The following is a 3,122-nucleotide window of genomic DNA, read 5'->3' on the forward strand; positions in this document are numbered from 1 at the left end:
CCGCACACCTCGCGGCAGGCTTCGACGTCCAGGCTCATGCGCCCCTGGGTGACCGTGCCGGTCTTGTCCATGACCATCGTGTCCAGCGTCCGCGTCGACTCCAGTACCTCCGGGCCCTTGATGACCACGCCGAGCTGGGCCGCCCGGCCCGAGCCGACCAGCAGCGCCGTCGGCGTGGCCAGTCCCAGCGCGCAGGGGCAGGCGATGACGAGCACGGCAACCGCGGCGGTGAAGGCCGCCTGCGGGCTGTTCCCGGTGAGCAGCCAGCCCGCCAGGGTCGCGGCCGACAGCACCAGGACGATCGGCACGAACACCCCGGAGATCTTGTCGGCCAGCCGCTGGACCGGGGCCTTGCCCGCCTGCGCGGCCGTCACCATCTGGCCGATCCGGGCCAGCGTCGTCCCCTCGCCCACGGCCGTGGCCCGTACCAGCAGGACGCCGGAGGTGTTGACGGTCGCCCCGGTGACGGCCTGCCCGGCCTCGACCTCGGTGGGCACGGACTCGCCGGTCAGCAGCGAGGCGTCCACGGCCGAGCGGCCCTCGACGACGACGCCGTCGGTGGCTACCTTCTCGCCCGGTCGCACGAGGAACAGGTCCCCGGCCGCCAGCTCCTCGATGCTGATGCGCTCCTCGGTGCGGGTGGCCTCCGCGCGCGGCGAGCCGTCGGCATCCAGGACGTCGACGGCGTCGCGACTGCCTGAAGGCGAGCTGAGGACCACTCGGGTCACCTCCTTGGCACCCAGCTCGAGCAGAGCGCGCAGGGCGTCGCCGGAGCGGTACTTGGCGCGCGCCTCGGCATAGCGGCCCGCCAGCAGGAAGGTGGTCACCCAGGCGGCCGACTCGAAGTACATGTGGGCGGCGTGCCCCTGTGAGCGCGGCAGCAGCTCCATGCTCATTCGCATGCCGATGTGCCCGGCCCCGCCGAGCACCAGCGCCCACAGGCTCCAGCCGGTCGCCGCGACGACCCCGAGGGACACGAGCGTGTCCATGGTGAAGGCGCCGTGGCGCAGCGCCCGGAAGGCCGCCTTGTGGAAGGGCCACGCCCCCCAGGTCGCCACCGGCAGCGCCATGAGCGCCACCGTCCACTGCCAGCCGGGCATCTGGAGCGCCGGAACCATGGAGATCGCCATGATCGGCACCGACAGGATGAGGCTGTAGATGAGCCTCAGGCGCAGGTCGGCGGCCCGCTCCACGTGCGAGGCGCCCAAGGCCGGCCGGGAGGACTCCGACGACGCGGTCGTCCCCGACGGTGCGGCAGGGGTCGCTGGTGAGGCCGAGGTGGCCGATAATGATGTCGTCGCCGAGGCCTCAGGGCCTGTTGACGCCGGGGTCGGCGTCTCTTTGGCCGGGGCCGACGCCGCTGCCGCCGAGTCCGCAGACGGACGCTGAGAAGTCTCCTTTGCGGACTCGTCCTGCGAGCCGGTGCCCAGTAGAGCGCCGGAGTAGCCGGCGCGGGCGACAGCAGCAAGGAGATCATCGACGCTCACCGTGCTCGGGGCGGTGACGCGGGCGGACTCGGTGGCGAGGTTGACCGAGGCTGTCACGCCGTTGAGCTTGCCCAGTTTCTTCTCGACCCGGGCCACGCAGCTGGCGCAGGTCATGCCCCCGATGGAGAGGTTGACGGTGCGCAGCTGCTCGTCCTGCTCCTGAGTGGTTGATGTACTCATGCGAGTCTCCTTCTGCTACCGCCCGACGGCGTCCGGGCCCCGGGCGCCGAGGTTGAGACTCCTGGGCTCAGCTCTCGCGGACGTCGCGCTCGACGGCGTCCAGCGTGTAGTCCCCGGCCTCATCAATGGCCTCGGCCAGGGCCGCGTCCTCGAGGCGGACGTCGGAGAGCACGGTGACGGTGGACTGCCCGCCCTTGTTGAGCAGAACGGAGACATCCTTGACGCCGTCGAGCGCCTCGAGCTCCTCGGTGACGTGGGCGACGCAGTGGCCGCAGGTGAGTCCGGAGACCTTCAGGGTGGTGGTGCGGTCGACGCCGTCGGCGGTGAACTCGGTCATCTTTCACTCCTTGGGAAGCGTGTGAAGAAGGCGGTTGAAGTGGAACGGGAACGAGGCGGCCCGGTCCAGCGGCCCGGGCTGGGGCTCAGGACCGGACGAGCCGGGCGATGGCCTCGGAGGCCTCGCGGATCTTGGCCATACCCTCCTCGTCGCCCGCCTGGGCCGCGTGCAGGACGCAGTGGCTCATGTGATCCTCCAGCAGGCCCAGGCTCACGGCCTGGAGCGCCTTGGTGGCGGCGGAGATCTGCGTGAGGACGTCGATGCAGTAGGTGTCCTCCTCGACCATGCGGGAGATGCCCCGAACCTGCCCCTCGATACGGCGCAGGCGCTTGAGGTAGTCCTCCTTGGTCCCGGTGTATCCGGCCATCTCTGTCGCCTTTCCTTCTCGTTCGACGTCGAACATACCCCTAGGGGGTAGGCGCGTCAAGTACCCCCTAGGGGTATGTGGTGGTGGCTGCCCGCCCGATCCGTGCGTGCGGTCGGCCGGATGGGCGTGGATCCGGGACAAGGCGAAGGGTGGCGTGGGATGCTCGTGTCATGACCACCGTTGCGAATGCCGCCTCCGGCTCAATCGGCTACAGGACCGCAACCGAGAGGGCGGGGGCGTCTGAAGACCCCGACCTTCAACTCGCCCGGGATCCGAGGGCGGACGCCGGCCGGCTCATGGTGCTGGCCGGCGTCCGCCCCGATCTGCGCCGGATCATCGTCGACAACCCGGCCTGCTCCCCGGAGCTGCGCACCTGGGTCGGCCGCATGGGAACGTCCTCGGTCGGTCCCGGCGACGGGGCGAGTCCCGGCTCGGGGACCGACTCGGCCTGGGACGGTGGCCTCGACGACTCCCTGTCGCTAGCGCCTACGGGATGGGAGCCGTCCGACATCGGCCTGGGCGACGACCCCTTCGGCTCCGTCCTGGGAGACCCGCTCATGGGTTCGCCACTCTTCGACGACGGCGGCCGCGGTGATGATTCCGACGAGGTTGGCGGGCAGCAGCGAGAGACGAGCCGGCGCACGGCCATGGCGCACACCGCCGCCCGCTCCTCCACGACGGCCGCGCTTCGGACCTCGGCGCCACGCGCCTCGTCTCAACGGACCAGGCCGAATCCGCCTCCACCGATGCC

4 protein-coding genes are annotated in these 3,122 nt (G+C 71.0%); 1 reads left to right on the plus strand and 3 read right to left on the minus strand.

Annotation, left to right across the window (positions count from 1 at the left end; translation table 11 throughout):
* From HMPREF0975_RS03880 to HMPREF0975_RS03890, 3 genes are all read right to left on the minus strand, one after another.
* A partial coding sequence (locus HMPREF0975_RS03880; protein WP_009232832.1) for a heavy metal translocating P-type ATPase occupies positions 1 to 1,667 on the minus strand: 1,667 nt, incomplete at its 3' end.
* Positions 1,668 to 1,734: 67 nt separating this feature from the next.
* Positions 1,735 to 2,004, minus strand: coding sequence for a heavy-metal-associated domain-containing protein (locus HMPREF0975_RS03885; RefSeq protein WP_009232833.1), 270 nt, complete (start codon positions 2,002 to 2,004; stop codon positions 1,735 to 1,737).
* Positions 2,005 to 2,089: 85 nt separating this feature from the next.
* Positions 2,090 to 2,371 (minus strand): metal-sensitive transcriptional regulator, encoded by a 282-nt coding sequence (locus HMPREF0975_RS03890; RefSeq protein WP_009232834.1) that lies wholly within the window; start codon positions 2,369 to 2,371, stop codon positions 2,090 to 2,092.
* 170 nt (positions 2,372 to 2,541) lie between these two features.
* Between HMPREF0975_RS03890 and HMPREF0975_RS16065 the strand changes: the two genes are divergently transcribed.
* Positions 2,542 to 3,122, plus strand: a 581-nt coding sequence (locus HMPREF0975_RS16065; RefSeq protein WP_009232835.1) for a variant leucine-rich repeat-containing protein, incomplete at its 3' end; no start/stop codon positions are given.

The organism is Actinomyces sp. oral taxon 849 str. F0330 (assembly GCF_000239715.1).
Lineage (GTDB): Bacteria > Actinomycetota > Actinomycetes > Actinomycetales > Actinomycetaceae > Actinomyces > Actinomyces johnsonii.

Bases quoted from the DNA above. Each gene is read 5' to 3' on its own strand.
- HMPREF0975_RS03890 (WP_009232834.1), bottom strand. From the start codon at position 2,371: ATGGCCGGATACACCGGGACCAAGGAGGACTACCTCAAGCGCCTGCGC.
- HMPREF0975_RS03885 (WP_009232833.1), bottom strand. From the start codon at position 2,004: ATGACCGAGTTCACCGCCGACGGCGTCGACCGCACCACCACCCTGAAG.